Here is a 16467-nt window from a genome sequence, read left to right on the forward strand (position 1 = left end):
GGGCGTTTTAAAATGGAATTTCGTAATAGTCTATTTTTGTATTAAAACTTCGTGCTGCAATTTTTAATTTAGAATCAATTTTGATAGACTTTTCTGACTCTAAATTAATTATCGAATCTTCTCCCAGTTTAATTTCTAGCGTTTCAACCCCTTTATTAAAAAAAACTGAATAAATTCTATGAGGATTGCTTTCTGATATATTTACCCACTCATTGTTTTGAAAATAGGTGTTACTTAAAAGATAAATGTCGTTTCTTTTAAGCTTTATTTTATGCTTAAAGATTTCGACATAATCTTGTGGGACATAAATAGGCATACCAGATAAATCGTACAAAATTGCCATACATTTGTAACTTAAGTTTATTCTATTTTAATTAAAAGTATCCCCTCTTAGTAATCAGAGGGGATGACACAGAAAGATTAACCAATTCCTTGGATTGGGTTTTGTCCCACTCCTATCTCGCTTCTTTTGAGTTCAATTTTTGCACACGCTACCAATATGCTATTTATTTGCGAATTTTGACATTCTAAAGAATATGAATTTAAGAATGTTTCAAACCTTTTTATTAGCTTTTCATCAATTATTAAGGTTTTGTCATTCAACAGTCCCTTAAACATGACAATTTCATTCGCTGGAATAAAATCTACTCCTCCATTTCTTAAATTTATTTGATTTTGCAAAGATGGCAGATTATTGATGAAAATTTTGTGAGCACTAAAATACTTTTTTGTATCTTGTACATCTTTTTTTAAATTGTCAATTGAGATTGGACGGGTAACAATTTCAATTAAGCTCCACGTATAACAAAATTCAGCGTGCAATGACATTGGAACCCCTATGTATCCTGAAATCTGTCTCTCCAATCCTAAGAAACTCATTGAATATTCTTTCTCATCTGCATAAATTCCAACTAATCTCTTAATAAAATTTCTATTTTCGCCAGTAGGGATCGACATCTAAAAAAGTACCTTTTTTTTGATTATAAAATGGTGTTGCTGACAATGCGAATGCTAGCGACATTATGCAATCATCGTGCTTGCCGCTAGCAGCTTCTAGCTTAGCACCTTGACGCCTAAAATTTAACATCTCATTGATTAGTTCGGAGTTGTGAGGATACTCAAGAATTTCTCTTTCAAGAGCTAGCACAACAGAGCCAATCATTGAATTCTTTGTATCTTGGTTAGTTTTGATAGCTTCAAAACTAATGTCTTTACTCATTCTACAAAGTTGCTCCAAGTAAAGCTGCCCAACGCCACCAGTGACCTCAATCCCAACTTTCTTAGGTTTATATTTACCAATCAATTCATTAATCTGGTAAATATTAAAATCGCTGGTTTGTTGTTTTCTTCTATAAATATTAACTACCGAATATCTGTTATTCTTATGTTTCAAAATAATAAAAACTGTGTAATCGTTACCCGTGGTTGAGCAATCTAAACCGCAATAATATTCAGCGTTTTCATCAGGTTCTTTTTCCCAATTGCCAATAGCGTTACGTCGAACTAACTCGGAATTGAAAACAGCAACCGCGCTATCAACAAATCTTAAGTCATATTCGCGTGACACAGTTTCTTCATCGGTACCATCTTGTTCTAACCGATATTCTAGATAATTGGGAATTTTGCTATAAATTGGATGTGCTGTCCAGTGCAGAATAAGCTTACAGCAATTTGCTCTATCAACAAACCAAAAGACTCCAGGAATATCTTTATAAAGCTTGCCCTCTGCTACTCGCTTGGCTAATTCTTCGACATCTTCATCATTGTTCTCGTTGAGCTTCGACCAATACCATCCACTTTTAGCGCTGGGAGTACTGACTATAAACTTCTGAACATTCTTAGACAATGCGCTCGATGGACTGCTAGCAGCGTAGATTTGTTCTATATTATCAACAAAAGCGCTTTCATCGAACAGAAAACCTGTAGCACTATCTAGTGACCTTGACCCTTCTCTAGAGCTATTTTTAAAGTAAATATCGCCACAGTTTTTAATTTTTAAATATCCAACATTATCGTTTTCGGCAACTGCATAATCGGGAATTGAATTCAGCATTTGACGAACTCTACGAGAGATAGCACTAGCATCTTCACTATTTCTCATGAAAAGAATACTGCTAGCAGCCGGATTAATACAGGCGTCATGCAAGAATTTAGACCCTATCGCCTGTGTTACTCCCAACTGACGCGATTTTAGAACAACTATATTTGGGTATTTTTGAGCCAAATTAATCAGCAATTTTTGGTAGTCATACAGTTCAAACTTGACCATTGCGCCCCCGCTTCTGATAGTGGTGAGACTGGTAAAATTTTCCCAATCTCTAGGCAATGGCTTAAGCAGCGAACCGCTTTCCAATTCACATTTAGCTTGCCTCAAATTCTGCAATAGGGGATTGCTGCTCTGTAGTGCGATCGCGCCGCGCTTCGCGTAGTTTTTCCAATTCATCTATTTGTTCTGTTACTTGGTCAATTCCTAGTGCCGCTTGTTTTAATTCAACTCCCAGCGCTAGCGCCTCAGCCCCCAATTTTAAATTGCTGCCTATCCGGGCTGGAGAGATATCTTCCACTGATAAATGATTAATGGCTTCTTCCACTTTTTGAATATAAACATAAGCTGTGTTAAAAATAAGGTCAGCGCTTTCATTAAATCGCTGTCTAAATGAATTTAAATCGTTTGTAAGTCTTTCTTCGGTGTGTTGGTGCAGAGCTTTACTAGCAGCTTCTAAAGTCGCCTCTACAGCCTCCTTAAAGTCATCTCTCCTTTTTAATCGCTGCACCCACGAACGCGATTTACCAAAATGTTCAGCAACACTTTGTTCTGACGCGCCATTAGCAATTAATTCTGCTGCTTTTAATTCTTCTGTGTTTAGCACGATTTTATAAACTTATCAATATGATTCAATTTTAACGAAAAAACGAATCAACTTGAGTCAAAAATAATTCATTCTGACTCAAGTTTGTTCTATTTTTTTAACCTAACAATCAAATACCTTCTTTCTCGATTAATCTACGAGTAACTGTGTCCGGGTCTTCTAATTGCATCAGTTCATAAATCGCGTTAATTTGTGGTTTTTGCTGTTGAATCCCATATGAAGTTTTTAAAAATTCTTCATTGGCTGTGACAATATCTTCAATGGAAACTTTACCATCACGAATTTGCTGATAAAAAGCCTCTGATTGAGCTAATTGAGCTTTTTGGTAGTCGCCGTAAGTTTCAAAATCGGAGTAATTGAGTTGTTGAGGCAGGTTCTGTTCTTGTCTCAATTCCTCGCTTCTTTGTCGCTCGCGCACCTGCCTAGCTAATTCTAATTCGCGTATTTCCTTTTGCTTATAATAATCAGATTGTTGTTGATTAAACAATTCAGATGCTTCCCTATTTTCTCTAGATTGTTCATTTAATTTTTGCAATCTAGATTGCATTTCAGCCATCTCATCAGCCAATTGCTGTAATTCTTTTGGTAATTCGTTCATGATAGTTTCTTTTTCTTTAATGATAATATTTTTGGTAGACGCACCTAGCTTCTTAGAAGTACTGGTCTCCATAAATGGAGATTCTTATTCTTTGAGTCCCGATAAAATCTGCTTTTTCATCAGAATTCAATACTCTGACAGCAACTTTGTTCGGGATTTTCTCTTTTTCAATTTTTAAGATTTCTGCCAATACCCAATTATTTTTATATTGACAGAAAATGTTATCTCCCTCATGTAACTCCTCTATTGAAGGAGTTTTGTAGTCAGGAGAATTACAATCAATTGTTGTTATTTCTGGCTGGGACTGAGATTGCATTTCTGTTGGAGTTGTTTTTACAACGTTTGTTTGTGGTTCTGGTGTTGGTGGTTCTGGTTCTGGTGGGTGGGAGTTCGGATCGAATTCTTCAAATTCTTGCAATCCCCCTTCTCGGCAGAAAGCTTTGCGACACACCCACACTGTATCTAATCCTTGGCGTTCGCTTTCAAATAAATTGGGAACTACTAATCCTAAATTCTTCCAATGCGCTGGAATGTTAACAATACGACCGTTTTCCCGTTTTTGGCTTCTTGCAACATGGTGATTGGGCAGAGTGTTTTTCAATCGACTGACAAATTTAGTTTCAGCCATTGGGGAAAAACCATTAGCTTTACAGTACGACACGTACCAAGAATGTAGTTCATGGTTTTCGTAAGAGATTTTACTGTTGTGTTCGGGGCGTAAGCATCTATCCAAGAAAGCTTTAACCGAATCTGATTGAATAGCTTGCTCTCTCTGAATTTCAGCTATCTTTTGATTTGCAGCAGCATTTATAATTGTTCGGTCTCTTTCTTCTTTAGGCATCGCCAATGCCCAGCTTATGATATCCGATCTCACCTCTTTCAACCTTGCCTTTAAAGTTGGGTCAGGGCTACCTTGTCGTGGTTTCAATGGCAAAGGTATAGCTCTTCGTGTCCAGCCGTCTCCCGCGAATTCAATGCTTAAGTGCTCGACGCTAGCTAGAGCAAAGCGGCAAAACCATCTTTTCTCATAGCTGCTGCTGCTATATAAAGATCGACCTGATAGAGAACCGTTGTCAACCAATTCGTAAAACGAACGCAAGTTTGACGCTCTACCGCCCATGTCGGGAAACGAAACAAATCGAGCACCAGTTAAATTCTGATGTCTTCCCTCTGGTCTGGAAATATCGTCAAAAGAAGTGATTGACCGTCTGTTTTCCTCTCCGAAAAATGACCCGATTACTTCCAAAAATGTACCCTTACCGCTTCCACTTTGACCCACTAATGAGACAAAATAGCCATATAAGGCACTAGGATCGACATACATTGAGCAGACTGCCCGAATCAAATCCAAGAACTCTTCACCAAAAGCTCTGTTCACAAAATCTTTGAATATTTCAGGACAAGGCGTATTTTTGACGTATTTAGCGTCAATTCTATTTGTTAGGTAATGCTCTCTGCTGTGAGGTAATTCTTCTCCTGTTACAACATTTAAAGTGCAATTTTGGAAACAGATTAGGTGGTTGTTCTTAATCTTGTTGGGGTCTTTGGTTAATGCCTTGAGACAAAATTTAAACGCACTAGTAGCGTATTTATTTTCCCCGAACTTATACACTTTTACGTACTCGTCGTCAACAACCGTTACTTTGTAAAGTTGTCTTGTTTTTTGAGCTACTAAATGTTCCACGTAATCATCAGATTGATGCTCCCAATACCCATTGCCTGTGTACTTGAAAAAAGCTTTATTGATTACAACCCAATCGCCCTCACCATCTTCAAACAAAGACTTTAAAACAGCTTCATCTGCTGTTGTGGTGACTAAATTGAGGTCTTCACTATCTTTTGACCCTTGGTTATCAGAAGATTTTTTTTGCTTCTCCTGTCTTCTTAAAATATCTGATTTTGCTGGCTCAGGACAAAGAGAAATAAATAATTCTCTATCCAATCTACAAACAATCTTCCAGCATCCCAGGTCGCTATCTTTGTTCCACACCGAAGGGTGACACGTGCTGGGCTTCACGCTTTGTAAAATTCGGGGAATTCGCTCCTCATCTATCCCCAATGACTTAGCCGCAAAATTAACTAATTCATCAGCATCGCTAAAATAGGGAATTTTGTTAGCGTGGCACCAATTCACCCATCCGCAAGCATCGCGATATAAAGCTGTTAGTCCTTTGCTTCTATCGCCCTGATACTTTTCTTCTACAAAATCGATATCACCGCTTAGAATTTTTTGTGAATTGCTGCTAATTAATTCGCCTAGTTGAAGACTTGAATTGCTTGTTGGTGCAGGAGCAGCAGCTTGAGTTGTTGGTGCGGCAGAAGTGATAGAGATTACCTTTTTGTTTTTCTCCTCATTTTTACTGGGGTAGATATTGATGGATTCGAGCGATTCTATTTCTATAGGGACAGCACGATTAATTATTTCATAAGCCTTCCCAGAAGCATTTGTCGTGGGAGCTAACACAATGAATCGACCAGACCCCAAAATTTCCCCCCTCCTTATGCCATCACTAAAGCAGAAATTGGTAAAACTAGGTTTCGAGGTAAGCTTTACCCCAATGTGGTAGCCGCCGCTTGGAGACCTTTCAAGATAAGATTCCTTTAATTGTGGAAATTCCTCTAGATATTTCTTAAAGAATTTTTCACATTCTTCTACTGATTCATAATTTTTGGCATCAACATCGATCCAATAGATATTGCCCCATCCGCCTAGTGTGCCAATGCCGTTTGCGGGATTAGCGAACCACTTTTTATATTCTTCGTTGGTTGGCAGCTTGGCAAAATAATTGCTATGAGAGATGAGGTGAGGAGTATTATTCTCATCAAGCCAGCTAGGGTTTTTTCCACAGTAAGCTGGTTTTGGTGTAACTCCATCTTCTTCATATTTAATATTGCCTTTCTTATCTTTTTGCGGATATTTGAAGGAGTCTTGTTTAGGTGCGACGGTCAAGGCTGGTAATCCGCAATTATTTAAAAGCTTCCAAGTTTCGCGCAACTCGTCCCGGTTTAGCGCTGGGAAAGAGAGGATATTGTCGGAAGGTTGAATATCTGGTGCAAACATCTTACTTTCCTCCCGTTATTTTTTTTGCGTATTTGGCAATATTCAAACGAACTGAATCCGGAACCTTTCCGCCCTCAGCCTCGAAGTAGGCGCGATCGCGCAAAACTAACAAATCTTCTAGCGCTTCAGCCTCGCCAATCCTTCCTCTCAACTTAAAGGATTCTGCAAATCCAGTAAACGCCGTTACAAGATAATCGCTCTGTTCCTTAATCTGCTTGGCGCTTAAACCATTCTCACGCCCCAGCCTCTCAGCATGGAACTTAAGCCAGCAAGTGCGATCGCGCCTATTTTTGCTAGAATTAGAATAGTTAGCCTGTCTAACTATTTCGTCAATTTCATCAAGTTTAAATTCTTTCCAAGTCATCGGTAACACCAAAATGAGTTGCATTTTCAGTGTTGCCCCTTAAAATCCCCTACTTCCACATTTGCGCTTAGGTTAAAAAAACGATAAGCTTGTCTTAGTAAAAATAATATAAAAGTGAAAGCTTTTTTGTTGTCTTACGTTTCGAGTGGGGCAACATATTTTTTTTGCGGGACACGAAGCGTAAGTTAAGCAGAGAATACCACAACTAGGATGCTAACTGTGAGTCATCTACACCTAAAAATGAAAGCAGTGCCAATCGAGCCAATTTAGCCTTAGTCAGCCCGCGTCGTTCAGCCTCTGCGGTGACATCAATTTCAACTGGCTCTCTAAAAGTGACCATTTTTTCAGTTGTTGTCTTTGGTTTTCGCATAGCAATTTCGATTTCCCTATAAAAGAGTATTCCAACTATTTTTAAGTCAATGCCCCTTTTTTGCAAAAAAAAAGATTTCTTTTATCAGAATGTAGCATATTTTTTTAGAGCGCGATTGCTGGAATGCTTGGTGTGTCTACTATAGCATTATGTATTACGTGTAATATGAGTAAACAACAATACACGTGTTGAGTGCGATCGCATTCCTTATATATAGTGGTGCGATCGCGCTTATCATATGCCTTTCGATTCAAAAAATTCACGCAAGATATTTTCAAGCGCCTGACTGTTATCTAGCTTATTGTCAACACAGTAAATTTTGAATTTTTTAAGCAACTCATTCGGGATGAGTCCTCGCAGCATAGTGTAATTGGGGTCGTTTTTCTTATCCGTCACGGTCGTAGCAACATTTATACATAGCAACTCTATATCCATTATTTCACTTCCTTACAAAAAATGTTGTTGCTAGGTTGCAACATTGCAACCTATTTGCTATATTAGCAACTAGGATTGCAAGTTGCAATGTTGCAACCTGCAACTTGCAATTCAACTTTTAATCCAAATTGCAATACAGCAAATCGTTAAAAGTCGGTTACAGTAAGCGTTCTACCTATTACAACTAATCAAAGAGATTCAAACATGATGAAATCAATGCTACAGCTTGCAAATGAATTGGGTTACAGCCACACGACAGTGGCTAACAAGGTCAAAGAATTAGAAACCGAACTAGGACGCGAACTCGGTACTTATCAAGGACGCGCCCGGATGCTTTCTCCTGATGAGCAAGAATTGATTCGCGCTAGATGCCCCCAGCGCCAACCAAAGGAAGGTGCTATCGTCTTACGCACTACTCAGACCATATCTAAAGTTTCTGCTCCATCTTTGCCCATCATTCCTGAGATTGTGGCTGAGGAAGTCGATACAACCGAGATTGACACTCATAATGATGTGCTAGACAATTACTCGGAACAACTGGATGAAGCCTTAAAGCAAGCTTTGCTCAATTCAGCGAGAAAGGATGCAAAAGCATTGAAGCCGCAAATCAAGGCGATTTATAAGACTGCGCTGATTGAGGCTAAGAGCGAAGTTCTAAAAGAGAATCTGGGAGCTAAATAGATGACGCCGGAACTAAGACCCATCGTTCAACGGACACTAGCAAGGCTTAAGAACTGCGAGGCTCTACAAGAAATTATCTCAAGGCTGGACGCGTCTACAAACAATAACAAACTCAAATTACTAGAACCCAATCAGCCATGCGTAACAGATACCAGCGAGAGCCTGAAATAAAGCCACTGGAACCAGAAGCTTATACGATCGCAATTTACTTCTTTATGTTTCTACTTCTGGTGTCGTTTTTAGGTAGTTCTTACTTAAATCGATACCCTGAAACAACAAACGCTATTCAACTTATGGAGGAACCGACCAATGACCAGCGATAACAATTCCACAAATGGGAGAGGCAAGCAAAAAAGAGGAATCAATATTCCTAATGTTGGCAATGCTGTTAACGGTGCTAAATCAGCTTTTAGGGAAGTTACAGGACAAAGTGTAACCCCACTAGAATATGCCCGTGAAAAGCAGCAAGTACAAAACCAAACCAACTACCAAGTATTGCGACAAGACCGCGCAAAACTTCAGCAAGAAACAGTTAAGGCTGATACTGAAGAAAAGCGTATTGAATTTTTCCAAGCACAGTATAAGGAATTGGGTCACAAAATTGATACAGCATGGGTTAAGGCTGATATCGCTGAGATTGACCATCAAACCGCAATTGTTGAAAAAGAAATTTCTATGGTGAATAAGGACATCAGAGAAATTGAATTGGCTATCGAAAAAGATAACAAAGCAATTCTTGAAGAAAAGCAAGAATTAAATTACTTGAAAGGTCTTGAAGAGTTACGTTCGATTAGCTTAGGGATTTCCGAAAAGACCTATGACAATGACATTAAGCAAGGTGTGCTTGATGTTAACGGTAGTGAAGTAGCACAAAACGCTATTCCTACCAAGGCATCTATCAAAGCATTTTTAATAGGAGCATAAAATGAGAGACAATTCTATTTCTTGGTTAAGTTTGCAGTGGCTCACTACATTTCTGGGGACACTGGCAACAACTCAACTTTTTAACTTACTCCAACAACTCAATTTAATGCCCCAATATGCAGTTCGTGTTGTGCTGGTGTCACTGGCAATCATAGCAGTAAGTTATTGGTTCATTTGGGCATATACGGGAGTAAATATAGCTAGTCCCAAAGGTAAAAACTTACTTTACTACGGTATCCCGTTCGTTGGTTTATTCGCATTTTTACTTGGACTACTTTAATCAAAAAGCAGGGATGAGCGTTATCATTCCTGCCTTTTGATTACTTTAACTTTTGAATCTTTCTAATAATAATTATGCCACACGAAAAAGAAAATCGTAGAGAAGCGAAATCACCACTAGTAATCATTGGTGTCGTTAGTGCTGCACTATCGATTGGTTTATGCTTAGACAAAAATGTCCACACTGGAATTAAGTTAGGCGTTCCAACTATTGGCTTTTTATCTTGTTTAGTTGCGCGACATGGTGTTAAACACGAATTGACTGAGCTAGAGGAACAATTTAATGAACGCTACGACGGGCTTGACCAATGGGAAAAGGACATTATCAATAAAGAAGATGACTACAAGATTGCCCTTAACCGCCTAGAGCAAGAGAAACGAACGCTACACAATGACTATGTAGCTAAGTTGAACGCTTTGCGTGAAGCCGAACAGCGACTTAAAGACCAGTACGAAAATTGGGTGAATGAGTTAAAGTCGCAACACGCTGCTAAACTAGCTGAACTGGACAAAGACCGTCGTATTTTTGAGCAAGAAAGGCAATTGCAAGAAAGCTTGTTGTCTGCCAAAAAAGACCAAATAGCAACGCAACTGCTAGAACAGAACGAACAACGACGCGCCGAACTGGATGCCAAGGAAGCAATGATTAATCAGCGCGTGAGGGATGTTAATTCCCAGCTAGAGCAACTTCAGCAGGAGATAGAAAACGAGTATCAAGCTAAGCTGACAGCATTCAATGAGGAAAAATCTTTCTTATTGGACAAACATACTCGCGAAATAGAAAGCTGGAAACAACGCTATAAGGATGCACAAACACAAATAGCAATTAGCAAAGCTCCTAGATTCCCAATTGGGGGGGATGAAATAGCAAGCAATGAGTGTATCAAAGTTATCCGCTATCTGTGGACGCAAGAAACACCAATTAAGGTTGATTGTCACGAAAGACAACCTCAAAACCAAGGTAACAAGGATGTGTTCTGGTTGACTTTACGTGACGCAACACAGCTATCAGCGCTTAGAGGTAAAGTTGAGGAAATTCAATACATTTTAGGCAAGGCTCACAAGCCCGTTATCGAACAGGAGCGTGGGGAATCCACACTCCGGATTGAGTTAAAACGCAACACAGAACCCAACATAGTACTAAAAGCCAGCAAGGAAGGCGTGGAAGACAAAATCCCAACACTGGCTAAATACAAAGACGGCAAGCGCGGCTGGCTTGTCACTGGGCACCCCGGTGCAGGTAAAACTTCCGTCCTAATTTGGTTGGGGCAACTGGTCGGAGGTGAGAACTGCGATCGCATTGCCCTCAATCCACACAATGATGAATTCTCAATGTTTCAGAAATATGGATATCATGAGTTAACTGAACTAAAGGTGATTTATGAGCAATTTGAATTGTTAGCTGAAGAATTAATTTTGAGGGGACAAGACCCGACTAGAAGGCGCAAGCTAGTTATTGCTGTTGACGAATTAGGTAAAATCCTAAGCAATGCTGAAGACCCGCAAAGAATCATGGAAATCATCCGCCAGATTAATGTGGAGGGACGAAAACTTGAGATGGTAATTTTAGTAGGAAATCACTCCCAAACAACATCAGCTATTAAGATGGATGCTGAATTCAGAAGCGCTTTTTATCAACTGTTTTTAGTTGGTGCTGCTAGGGAATTAATGAAGAAACCTAACTCGCCCGATTTGAAAGACTGGGAAGCTAATTGGATTCAAGATACTGCTTATCCAGCTATTAGTTTAATTAATGGTCAGTGGAATTTATGCATTCACCCAACACACTGGAATTACACAGAATACCGTGATAGCGGTAATCCTCCAAAGGGATTGCAAGAAATGAAGATTCAGCCATTATCTATTGCGGTATGTGGCGAGAAAACAATTACTAACTATGGGCTAACCGATGAAGAAATAGAACAAATCAACAGTCTTAAGCACTTGTCAATATCCCAGATAATTTATGAAATTTGGGGCATAAAACAGAGTAAGAATGCAAAATACAAGGCGAGAAAAGAGCAAGTAGAGCGTTTTTTGGGTTGAGGAACCGGGAACCATTGCTGCATATGCGTTGCAGAATATTACCGTTGGGTTATATTGGGTTCAACCCAAATTCAAAAACCCTGGGATTTTGGGAACCCAGCCAACCGAACAAAACGCTTATGCAGCAAGGCTTAAACCCAACACTCAACCCAAATGAACCCAAAATTCGACGGCTGAAACCCTCATTCTTACGTTTTCTTAAAATTGGGTTCATTTGGGTTCGTTGGGTTGGGTTCGTCGGAACCCAGAACCCATTAACAGCAAGGGTTAAACCGAATTTAACCATTTTAGCCCTCTGTGAACCCAAATCTAATTTCTTAATAGCAACTCAAGCGTATTTTTTAATATTTTATTTGGATTATTGGGGATGCATCTATGTTTATCTTGATTAACAAAGAAACCCATGAATCCCATAAAACATCTAGCCAAAATAACCAACAAAATCAGCGAGTCTAAGCAAATAATGCAACAGACTTATTTAGAATTCCATCTGATTGAGGATTTTGAAGGAATTCATTTAAGCTTATTAAGAGAGCTTATTGAATTGCACTCAATGATTTTAGAAAGAGTGCTTGAGTTGATGTTATTTACAGATGTGAGGAACTATAATCACCTATCTTGCCAGAACGATAATGACACAAAAGAATGGTTTCCTTGGCGAGAGGCAAGCCGATTCAAGGAACCGCAAAAGATAGACAATGAGCAAATTAAAGCGCTTTACAAAAAACTTAAATCTAGCACTGGAGAACTCAATCTATCGCCATCTGAATTAGGATTCATTATTAATGCAATAGAGGAAAAGATAGAGATTGAGTAAAGCTCTAGCGAAGTGCGATCGCGTTTATTTCAGATTTCAAAGTAAGGAGAAAAATATGGAACTCTCAAACCAACATTATCTAGACCACTGGAAGCAAGACTCATTCGATGAATATTGCGATCCTCCTAAAAAAATAATCGGAGTTGACCCAGAAACAAACGATCTAATTGCTGAGGGCGATTGTTGCTTCATCCCTCACTACTACCCCCTCCCAGCAGGTGCGGCACTACCAGATGAGCATTATGAGGATATCCCCTTCTAATTACTAAAAAAAATCTAACTGGTTATTGACACTTAATAACCAGTTAAGTTAATATATAACCAGTTAGACGGAGAAAGGAAGAATATATGTCAAGGCTACTAGAGGAAAAGGTAAATGAGCTATTCGAGACAACCAAAGACCTCATGAGCCGTGAGGAAATCGAGCCATATTGCGAACAGTTCAACGAGTGGCTCAATACCCAAGCTACTTACAGTATTGAATCTCTTGGCACTGTTCTGAGTCGCGCTGGATTTTATAAAAAGTTCAAATCAATCACCAATTTGATTCCTGGTCAAAATGCTGTTGTGGTTGAAAAGTATGACGCTGATGGTAATGTCAAAGGCACTGAGTTAAAACACTTGTGTTTAGTTCTTTGCGGATTATCCAAAAAACAATGGGACGAACGCAATCAAACAACACGAGTAACTGACCGATTATCTAATGAGAGACAAGAGATTGACCCAGATAAGTATTTAGAGGTCACAGAACAATTACTAGAAAGTGAAGACCCACATGAACTGGCTGTTGGTTTGATTGCCGCGACTGGACGCAGACCACACGAAATTTTAGCTCGTGCTAAGTTTATCCCAGTTGAGGGACAAGCCTACAAAGTAGTGTTCTCCGGTCAAGGTAAAAAGCGTGGTCAAGACGCTAGTTTTCAAATTGGTACTCTTTACCCTGCGGAGTATATAATCAAATGTCTCAATCGCCTACGTAAAGAAGCCAGCATTAAAGCTCTTCTTGAAGAAGTTGTGAACGAATTCCCAGACGACCTACCAGCGCAAAACCGAGCTATAGACAACCGTCGGGGTCAATCTCTTAGACGTGTTGTTAGAGACTATTTTGGAGACAAATTTGATGAAAATCCAGCTTTAGAATTACGTTCAGGAGATGAGCAGAACAACAACAAAGCCTTACGGGCTGCTTGTGCTGCGTTAATTGTTGAGCGTGATTATCCAGGCTCAATTGGTTCTAAAATGCTTTCCTTTGGTCGGTTTTTAGGTCACATTGCTCCTAATGAAAAGCCATCTGACAAAGATTTGAACCATATTGTGACCAGTTTGGGTTATGCGGACTATTACGTTAGTAAGCCAATTTCTTACCCGGTCGCACCACAAAAGGAAAAATTAGCTCAGGTAAGAGTTACTGAAGCAGATTTTGAGATTGTCAAAAAACTTCAGAAACAACTCGAACTGCCTAACCGACAAGCCGTCGTTACTCGGTTGATTGAGTTTTTTGAGAAAGGAACTAAAGAATTACTCGAAGCAAAAAACCAAATAGCTTCTCTAACCAAACAAGTCAACCAGTTACAAGAACAAAATAACCAGTTAAAGGAATTATCTATGGAAACCTCACAACCTACTCAAACAACTATTAATCCTTCGGACTTAGAAGCAATGATTGGAAGAATGATTGATGAGAAGTTGAAGTCAATACTTCAGCAACTACCAGTAGGTCAAGCGCAAGCGCAAGCGCAAACAGTCAAAAAAGATGAGCCAGCAACACAACAACCTGTTGCTCAAGCAAAAGAAAAAGAGGTTACTGATTGGGAGATTAAAACCAATGAAGAATTATGGGCGGCTAAGTCGTCTGGTGCGGCAGTTGAAAAAGTTCGACGGTCTTTTGAGGCTATTTGCTTATATAACGATACAGTAGCAACTGGCGACAACGACCGCTTGGCAATTACCAACCAAGCTTTAAGAGCTTTGTCAGGCACTAATGGCTTACTTGTAGGAGAGTGGATTAAGTCCCATGCTGATGAAATTGTCAGTCACAATTCTAAGCATGGAATGCAAAATGCCAAAGACCCCAGCAAAGTAGAGACTTACTACAATAAGCGGCACGGGCAAGAAAAAATCCAAGATATCCTCAAGGTTGTTGATGAAAAATTCTTAGATGGACAAGCACTAAAAACTGACAAGACAAATGACTCTAGTGCAAAACTAAATATCCACGTTTTTACTGATAAGGAATGCCCTAGCGTAATGGATGGCATAAACTATCTGTCAGAACGCCCAAATGTTGATGGATTTAAGATAGGAGAGGGAGATACATGGGTAAGGGAAAAGGACGGTTACAGAAACCTAACAAATAAACAGCTATTTGCTTTCTAGTAGCTGAGTTCACTTACTACGCTTTCCCGTATCAGCCGTCATTGCATTAAATGCAGTGGCGGCTTTTGGGTAGATTAATCTAAAAAGCTAACCGTAACTTTATAGGTGGTGCTACATTGTCTTTTATCAGTCTGCAAATCAGAACAAAGAAAAGTTGAGGAAAATTCTTGCTTGTCCAACAACCGTTCTTTAGTAGGAGAAAGAATAAGCAAAGTTTTGTTACAACACATAGGATTACAGCAAGAAATAGTTGCTGGCAAACTGTCAAAAACTAAAGACCAATCTTTATTTTTATAACCAGTTCCTCGACCGTAAGCGTTAACTTTAACAAGATAAGGCATTTGTTGTACTAAAAAACATCTTTCTATTATCTCCCCCCAGCGCGATCGCCCTCCGGTGCGTCCCCTACTTGCGTACTACAATAGAGTAGTACACGATATGTCTCTCATGAAAGCCATTGTTGCAATTAGCAGCAGTGGCTTTCATGTTGCTTACACCCCAAGGTAGCCCCTCTAGGATGAGCTAGAAGGGGCTTGTTTTATGTCGTTAGTACATTCCTACCCCTCACTCAATACAAGCGATTCTCGCAGGGTAAGCACATTTACTCTATCGGTAGTTAAGCAGCAATTTATACACACCTCATCTCCGGTCACAGGGTGTCACAGGGTGTCACAGGGTAAACTCAAAGTACCCTGTGACAGCTAGAATGCTTACTGTGTCCATGTTTCAGCCACCGTCACAGGGTGTCACAGGCGTCACAGGGCAAAATCCTAACCTTTTATATATTTGTCTATTTAATTTATTTCATCTACCACAAAAATAATGAGGGGGCTATATTTTTGAGAGGATTGATTTTTGGAAAAAAGTTTTATAGTTTAGAAGAGTTTACCCTGTGACGCCTGTGACAGTAGCTGGAAAGCAGTTAGGGCAAGGGTTCTGGCTGTCACAGGGTAGTTAAAAAGTACCCTGTGACACCCTGTGACGGCTGTGACCGGAGATGGCTGTGTGCGAATTGTTACAAAGTACTGAATAGTTAGATTATCTAACTTTAAACCGTTCGGTCTAGACTGGGGGATTGGGACGCGTCCCCATTGGTAGCAGCAGCAGTCGAAGTTGGGGAGTCGGGGACGCTCCCCCACTAGCAGCAGCAGCGCGTCCCCAGAGCAGCAGTCGGAGTCGGGGGAGTTGGGGACGCGATCACACTGGGCAACTGGTTTCGTGCTGTGTAACCAGTTACGTCAAACTACACAAATTATAACCAGTTACAGGTCTATACATTTACTTAACCAGTTATGCAAATATAGGCAAATAATCTAACCAGTTATTGTCTAGACTAGCTATCTTGTAACCAGTTATGCAAGTATCACAAGTTGAACTTAACTGGTTACACAAGCATGACCCTTGACTGTCTGCCTCGTTCTGAAACGCTTACGCAGCAAGGCTTCTGAGCATCTAGTTAAGATGACAAGCATAACCAGTTATTGCAGATATAGCCGTAGAATTAACCAGTTAACGCAGACATAATTGCAAGCATAACCAGTTATTGCAGACATGAGACAAATCTAACCAGTTGCAGAGATGTAAATAACCAGTTATGTCCGTTAATTTAAATTAACGGACATAACTGGTTATTTACATCTCTGCAA

The 16467-nt window shown here is 39.6% G+C and carries 17 protein-coding genes; 8 read left to right on the plus strand and 9 right to left on the minus strand.

Annotation, left to right across the window (positions count from 1 at the left end; genetic code table 11):
- Window positions 1–7: 7 nt before the first annotated feature.
- The 8 genes from F7734_RS55755 to F7734_RS55790 all read right to left on the minus strand — a co-directional run bounded on the left by F7734_RS55755 (window position 8) and on the right by F7734_RS55790 (window position 7263).
- Window positions 8–343, minus strand: coding sequence for a hypothetical protein (locus F7734_RS55755; RefSeq protein WP_155752771.1), 336 nt, complete (start codon window positions 341–343; stop codon window positions 8–10).
- A gap of 77 nt (window positions 344–420) precedes the next feature.
- Window positions 421–957: a hypothetical protein gene (locus F7734_RS55760; protein WP_155752772.1), complete on the minus strand. Its 537-nt coding sequence runs from the start codon at window positions 955–957 to the stop codon at window positions 421–423.
- A complete protein-coding gene (locus tag F7734_RS55765; RefSeq protein ID WP_155752773.1) occupies window positions 932–2443 on the minus strand; it encodes a terminase family protein in 1512 nt (503 codons plus the stop codon). The genes F7734_RS55760 and F7734_RS55765 overlap by 26 nt, the downstream gene beginning before the upstream one ends.
- Entirely contained in the window at window positions 2361–2870 is a 510-nt protein-coding gene (locus F7734_RS55770; RefSeq protein WP_155752774.1) for a hypothetical protein, read from the minus strand. The genes F7734_RS55765 and F7734_RS55770 overlap by 83 nt, the downstream gene beginning before the upstream one ends.
- A gap of 109 nt (window positions 2871–2979) precedes the next feature.
- Complete coding sequence (locus tag F7734_RS55775) at window positions 2980–3468, minus strand: hypothetical protein (protein WP_207714446.1); 489 nt, start codon at window positions 3466–3468, stop codon at window positions 2980–2982.
- A 52-nt stretch (window positions 3469–3520) separates the two neighbouring features.
- Window positions 3521–6529, minus strand: coding sequence for a primase-like DNA-binding domain-containing protein (locus F7734_RS55780; RefSeq protein WP_155752776.1), 3009 nt, complete (start codon window positions 6527–6529; stop codon window positions 3521–3523).
- 1 nt (window position 6530) lies between these two features.
- Entirely contained in the window at window positions 6531–6917 is a 387-nt protein-coding gene (locus F7734_RS55785; protein WP_155752777.1) for a hypothetical protein, read from the minus strand.
- A 181-nt stretch (window positions 6918–7098) separates the two neighbouring features.
- Entirely contained in the window at window positions 7099–7263 is a 165-nt protein-coding gene (locus F7734_RS55790; RefSeq protein ID WP_155752778.1) for a hypothetical protein, read from the minus strand.
- Window positions 7264–7902: 639 nt separating this feature from the next.
- Here F7734_RS55790 and F7734_RS55795 point away from each other — a divergent pair.
- The 8 genes from F7734_RS55795 to F7734_RS55830 all read left to right on the plus strand — a co-directional run bounded on the left by F7734_RS55795 (window position 7903) and on the right by F7734_RS55830 (window position 14821).
- Window positions 7903–8379 (plus strand): hypothetical protein, encoded by a 477-nt coding sequence (locus tag F7734_RS55795; protein WP_155752779.1) that lies wholly within the window; start codon window positions 7903–7905, stop codon window positions 8377–8379.
- Window positions 8380–8516: 137 nt separating this feature from the next.
- Window positions 8517–8702, plus strand: coding sequence for a hypothetical protein (locus F7734_RS55800; RefSeq protein WP_155752780.1), 186 nt, complete (start codon window positions 8517–8519; stop codon window positions 8700–8702).
- The gene (locus F7734_RS55805; protein WP_155752781.1) at window positions 8689–9303 is read left to right on the plus strand and encodes a hypothetical protein; all 615 of its coding nucleotides are present in this window, start codon (window positions 8689–8691) and stop codon (window positions 9301–9303) included. The genes F7734_RS55800 and F7734_RS55805 overlap by 14 nt, the downstream gene beginning before the upstream one ends.
- A gap of 1 nt (window position 9304) precedes the next feature.
- Complete coding sequence (locus F7734_RS55810) at window positions 9305–9583, plus strand: hypothetical protein (RefSeq protein ID WP_155752782.1); 279 nt, start codon at window positions 9305–9307, stop codon at window positions 9581–9583.
- A 74-nt stretch (window positions 9584–9657) separates the two neighbouring features.
- Window positions 9658–11628 (plus strand): ATP-binding protein, encoded by a 1971-nt coding sequence (locus F7734_RS55815; protein WP_155752783.1) that lies wholly within the window; start codon window positions 9658–9660, stop codon window positions 11626–11628.
- A 403-nt stretch (window positions 11629–12031) separates the two neighbouring features.
- The gene (locus F7734_RS55820; protein WP_155752784.1) at window positions 12032–12445 is read left to right on the plus strand and encodes a hypothetical protein; all 414 of its coding nucleotides are present in this window, start codon (window positions 12032–12034) and stop codon (window positions 12443–12445) included.
- 55 nt (window positions 12446–12500) lie between these two features.
- Window positions 12501–12707 carry a hypothetical protein gene (locus F7734_RS55825; protein WP_155752785.1) on the plus strand — a complete coding sequence of 69 codons (207 nt, stop codon included), beginning with the start codon at window positions 12501–12503 and terminating at the stop codon, window positions 12705–12707.
- Window positions 12708–12793: 86 nt separating this feature from the next.
- Window positions 12794–14821, plus strand: coding sequence for a protelomerase family protein (locus F7734_RS55830; protein ID WP_155752786.1), 2028 nt, complete (start codon window positions 12794–12796; stop codon window positions 14819–14821).
- 74 nt (window positions 14822–14895) lie between these two features.
- Here the strand turns inward: F7734_RS55830 and F7734_RS55835 are convergent, their stop codons facing one another.
- Window positions 14896–15162 carry a hypothetical protein gene (locus tag F7734_RS55835; protein WP_155752787.1) on the minus strand — a complete coding sequence of 89 codons (267 nt, stop codon included), beginning with the start codon at window positions 15160–15162 and terminating at the stop codon, window positions 14896–14898.
- Window positions 15163–16467 lie beyond the last annotated feature (1305 nt).

This window comes from Scytonema sp. UIC 10036 (assembly GCF_009725235.1).

What these genes read in the sequence shown, in the direction of transcription:
- F7734_RS55755 (WP_155752771.1), bottom strand. Translation starts at nt 343, where the DNA reads ATGGCAATTTTGTACGATTTATCTGGTATGCCTATTTATGTCCCACAA.
- F7734_RS55760 (WP_155752772.1), bottom strand. Translation starts at nt 957, where the DNA reads ATGTCGATCCCTACTGGCGAAAATAGAAATTTTATTAAGAGATTAGTT.
- F7734_RS55765 (WP_155752773.1), bottom strand. Translation starts at nt 2,443, where the DNA reads ATGAATTGGAAAAACTACGCGAAGCGCGGCGCGATCGCACTACAGAGC.
- F7734_RS55775 (WP_207714446.1), bottom strand. Translation starts at nt 3,468, where the DNA reads ATGAACGAATTACCAAAAGAATTACAGCAATTGGCTGATGAGATGGCT.
- F7734_RS55780 (WP_155752776.1), bottom strand. Translation starts at nt 6,529, where the DNA reads ATGTTTGCACCAGATATTCAACCTTCCGACAATATCCTCTCTTTCCCA.
- F7734_RS55785 (WP_155752777.1), bottom strand. Translation starts at nt 6,917, where the DNA reads ATGCAACTCATTTTGGTGTTACCGATGACTTGGAAAGAATTTAAACTT.
- F7734_RS55790 (WP_155752778.1), bottom strand. Translation starts at nt 7,263, where the DNA reads ATGCGAAAACCAAAGACAACAACTGAAAAAATGGTCACTTTTAGAGAG.
- F7734_RS55795 (WP_155752779.1), top strand. Translation starts at nt 7,903, where the DNA reads ATGATGAAATCAATGCTACAGCTTGCAAATGAATTGGGTTACAGCCAC.
- F7734_RS55800 (WP_155752780.1), top strand. Translation starts at nt 8,517, where the DNA reads ATGCGTAACAGATACCAGCGAGAGCCTGAAATAAAGCCACTGGAACCA.
- F7734_RS55805 (WP_155752781.1), top strand. Translation starts at nt 8,689, where the DNA reads ATGACCAGCGATAACAATTCCACAAATGGGAGAGGCAAGCAAAAAAGA.
- F7734_RS55810 (WP_155752782.1), top strand. Translation starts at nt 9,305, where the DNA reads ATGAGAGACAATTCTATTTCTTGGTTAAGTTTGCAGTGGCTCACTACA.
- F7734_RS55815 (WP_155752783.1), top strand. Translation starts at nt 9,658, where the DNA reads ATGCCACACGAAAAAGAAAATCGTAGAGAAGCGAAATCACCACTAGTA.
- F7734_RS55820 (WP_155752784.1), top strand. Translation starts at nt 12,032, where the DNA reads ATGAATCCCATAAAACATCTAGCCAAAATAACCAACAAAATCAGCGAG.
- F7734_RS55825 (WP_155752785.1), top strand. Translation starts at nt 12,501, where the DNA reads ATGGAACTCTCAAACCAACATTATCTAGACCACTGGAAGCAAGACTCA.
- F7734_RS55830 (WP_155752786.1), top strand. Translation starts at nt 12,794, where the DNA reads ATGTCAAGGCTACTAGAGGAAAAGGTAAATGAGCTATTCGAGACAACC.
- F7734_RS55835 (WP_155752787.1), bottom strand. Translation starts at nt 15,162, where the DNA reads ATGCCTTATCTTGTTAAAGTTAACGCTTACGGTCGAGGAACTGGTTAT.